The following is a 3,877-nucleotide window of genomic DNA, read 5'->3' as shown; positions in this document are numbered from 1 at the left end:
GGGGTCAGTCGACGAAACGGAAAAAATAGCACGTTAACAATTTAATCTATAATTTAATGGATTTATAATAGGTAAAACAAATACTTTATGAATTTCTTAGTGGCCTAAATTCTCCATTCTTCAATTTTATTTGATTGTTCCACACATAATCTCCCGTTAAGTGAATATGTTCCCATCCTAAGGGAGACAGATATTGAAGTAATTCTTCATTAATTTCTTCTCCTTGCTCTTTCAAATACTCTACTACTTTTTCAATATAAACTGTATTCCATAAAACAATAGCAGCCGTTACCAAATTAAGACCGCTTGCTTTATATCGTTGATTTTCAAAAGTTCTTTCACGTACCTCTCCTAGTCTATTAAAATATACTGCTCTAGCTAGAGCATTTCTAGCTTCACCTTTATTAAGTCCCGCAGTAACTCTTCGCCTAAGTTCTGGACTCATATACCAGTCGAGCATAAATAAGGTTCTCTCAATTTTACCCAATTCTCGCAATGCTACCGCCAGTCCGTTTTGTCTTGGGTAGCTTCCAATCTTCTTTACAATCAATGAAGCGGTAACAGTTCCATTTTTTATGGAAGTAGCCAATCTTACTATTTCATTCCAGTTTTGAATGATTTTTTTACTGTTAATTGTACCTCCTATATGTTCTGATAAAGCAGAATATTCAGTAGATGCTTCAGGTATGAAGAGTTTCTTATCATTCAAATCTCTGATTCTTGGTGCAAATTTAAATCCTAATAACTGCATCAAGGCAAACACATGATCGGTAAATCCAGCGGTATCAGTGTAATGTTCTTCTATCTGTAGATCAGATTCATGATATAGTAATCCATCTAATACATAAGTCGCGTCTCTTACACCTACATTAATAACTTTAGTATGAAATGGAGCATATTGATCAGAAATGTGTGTATAAAACTGAACTCCTGGAGAACTTCCATATTTAGGGTTAATAGTACCTGTCCTTTGCGCATAGCTACCTGTAGCAAAACGTTGACCATCTGAAGAAGATGTTTTTCCTTCTCCCCAGTAAGAAGAAAAATGGTGCTGAGTTTGTTTATTTATAATTTTAGCTAAAGCTAAAGAGTAAGTATCATCTCTAATATGCCAAGCCTGAAGCCAGGAAAGTTTTGCGTAAGAAGTTCCTGGAGAAGCTTCCGACATTTTCCTTAATCCAAGATTAATAGCATCTGATAATATGACAGTTAGTAATAGGTTTTTATCTTCTACTTTATTTCCGGATTTTAAATGGATGAACTCATCTGTAAAATTTGTCCACTGATCGACTTCTTTCAAGAGATCAGTAATTTTAATAAGAGGAAGCAACCCGTATATTTTTTTTCCTAAAATTTCAGCTTCTTCAGGAACTGTATTTTCAAGAGGTTTAATCTTTATTCTGTCATTAATAATTGAAGAGTCTGGGAGTTCATTGTTTTCAATAAGTTTACAAACAGTTTGTATTTTCTTGGAAAGAATTCTCATTCGCTGTGAAAGAAACTCTTCTCCATTCAACACTACATCAAGAGGAACTGTATTTTTATCTCTCATTTCAGTAAATTTCTTTACAGGAATAAGATAATCTTCGAAATCTTTGTATTGTCTAGACCCCTTAACCCAAAGATCTCCAGAACGTAAATGATTTTTAAGTTCTGAGAATAGACATAATTCATAAAATTTTCGATTGATTCCATTCTCAGTAAAAACTAAATCTTCCCATCTTTTTCTGATGAAACTTGAAGGAATATTTTCGGGTAGTTTTTTAAGTTTTCCATCATATAAATCTATCAAAATACTTACTGTCTTTAAAATATCTTCTGCTACAGGAGCAGAATGAATTTCTAATACTTTCAAAAATTCGGCACCATACTTTTTTATCGTGAAATATTTATCTGATATAAAATAAAGTGAATCAAAATTCTGTTTAACCGTTAAATCTTTAGTATCCGATATACTTTTAGCTAAATCTTCCCATGAAACAACTGATTCTACAGCACTAAATGGATCTTCTCCTGTTTCTTTAGCATCAAGAAGTGCATGACCAATTTTTAAAAATATATCAAGCTGTTTTCCCATAGATTTCCCCGATTCTTGCATTTTTTGAGATTGAGTATTTTTAGCATACTTGAAAAGAGAACCAATTATTTTATCATTCATTTCTATAATTTCATCAATAATAGAAGCTTTGGTTTCAATCAAAACGGCTATTAATGTTGCATATCTGCGAGACTCTTCAAAATCTCTTAAATGCTGGGGTGTCATCTGTCTACCTTCTCTCGCAATTTTAAGTAGTCTATTCTGATGAATATCTTTTCCAATATCTTTATGAAGGTTTATTTCTTTTATAAATTTTAAACGTTCTATATGAATCAATAGGCTTTTAGAATTAACAGATTTTGGTGATTGTTTTAACCAGTTAAGATAACTAACATTGCTTTTTTCTTTTGAATTAAGAAGATTATCTAGGATATCTTTTTGTGTTATTGATAATGAAAAAGTTAGTTTGTCAAAGATTTGTTTTTCTGCATTCATTAAGGCTTCTGAACATAAATTTTCGATTGTATTAATAGATGGTTGTAAAATTTTATATTTCTTAATATCTTTTATAAATTCTTGTACAATTAGAATTCCTTTATCTGTTTGTAAAGAAATGTTCATTAAGTAATTAAAATAATAATTGTAATCTTGATTATTAAACATTCTATACCCATAAATAGATTGTATTAATGATAGATGTTCCCTTCTAGTTTGCGCTCTTTTCCCATATTTTAACCATTCTTCACTAGGAATATTAAGTTGTAAGCTTAAAAATTGTATAATTTTATCTGTAGGATATTCATCTACTGGAAGTATAATACCTGGACACCTCATGTAACTCAAAAGAACAGCAAAACCTAATTTATTAGATTTACCCCTACAATTACTCTCTATGATAGAAATATCTTGTTCTGATAGACTATAAATTCTAATAAATTCATCTTCTAATTCTGGAAGTTGAATCAATGTGTTTTTATCAAATTCTGATAATATTTTTTTTCTAGGCATTTCATTACAATATAATAACAAGAAAAACGACCGTTTTTCTTGTTCAATTAAAAGTAATAATAATCCATTACATATATACAAGATAACTCATTAAGAAAAACAAAACAAAGTTTTATATTTGTTTTAATCTTTTAGTACATATGGTAGATATAGGATATATAAGAGTATCAAAAAGCGATGGAAGCCAATCTTTGGATTTACAATTAGACGCTTTAATAAATGCAGGAGTTGATTCAAAAAGAATTTATAAAGATTTAGCTTCTGGAAGAAAAGATCATAGACCAGGACTTGAAAATTGTCTTAAAGCATTACAACCAGGAAATAACTTAGTAATATGGAAACTTGATCGTTTAGGAAGAGATTTAAAGCATTTAGTCAATATGGTAGATGAATTGAATAATCAAAATATTGGACTAAAAGTATTAGCTGGAAATGGGGCTCAAATAGATACATCTACAGCTAATGGTAAACTGATTTTTGGAATATTTGCAGCTTTAGCAGAATTTGAAAGATCACTTATTATTGAAAGAACAAAAGCGGGGTTAGAAGCAGCTAGAGCAAGAGGTAAAAAAGGAGGAAGACCTAGAAAAATGGATATAACGACAATTAAAATGGCAATGTTAGCTATGTCTGATAAAAATGCAGTAGCTAAAGAAGTCGCAAAGAAGCTTGGAATTACAACGACGACATTGTATATGTATATTAATGGGGATGGATCAGCAAAAGAAGTTGCTTTAAAAATCTTGAATAATAAATAATATTTATTTAAAACATATTAATCATAGATTAAATTGTTAACGTGCTATTTTCTCCGTTTCGTCGACTGACCCC

2 protein-coding genes are annotated in these 3,877 nt (G+C 30.5%); one reads left to right on the top strand and one right to left on the bottom strand.

All coding sequences use genetic code 11. From position 1 onward, the window contains the following. Positions 1-85: 85 nt before the first annotated feature. Positions 86-3,046 (bottom strand): Tn3 family transposase, encoded by a 2,961-nt coding sequence (locus BM072_RS15230; RefSeq protein WP_092910703.1) that lies wholly within the window; start codon positions 3,044-3,046, stop codon positions 86-88. Between the two features lie 140 nt (positions 3,047-3,186). Between BM072_RS15230 and BM072_RS15225 the strand changes: the two genes are divergently transcribed. Beyond that, positions 3,187-3,804, top strand: a complete 618-nt coding sequence (locus tag BM072_RS15225; protein WP_092910698.1) for a recombinase family protein — start codon at positions 3,187-3,189, stop codon at positions 3,802-3,804. Positions 3,805-3,877: the final 73 nt, after the last annotated feature.

It is taken from the genome of Algoriella xinjiangensis, assembly GCF_900115015.1.
GTDB lineage: Bacteria > Bacteroidota > Bacteroidia > Flavobacteriales > Weeksellaceae > Empedobacter > Empedobacter xinjiangensis.
Note: the sequence above shows the minus strand (reverse complement) of the source record. Positions and strands in the feature narration are given on the sequence as shown.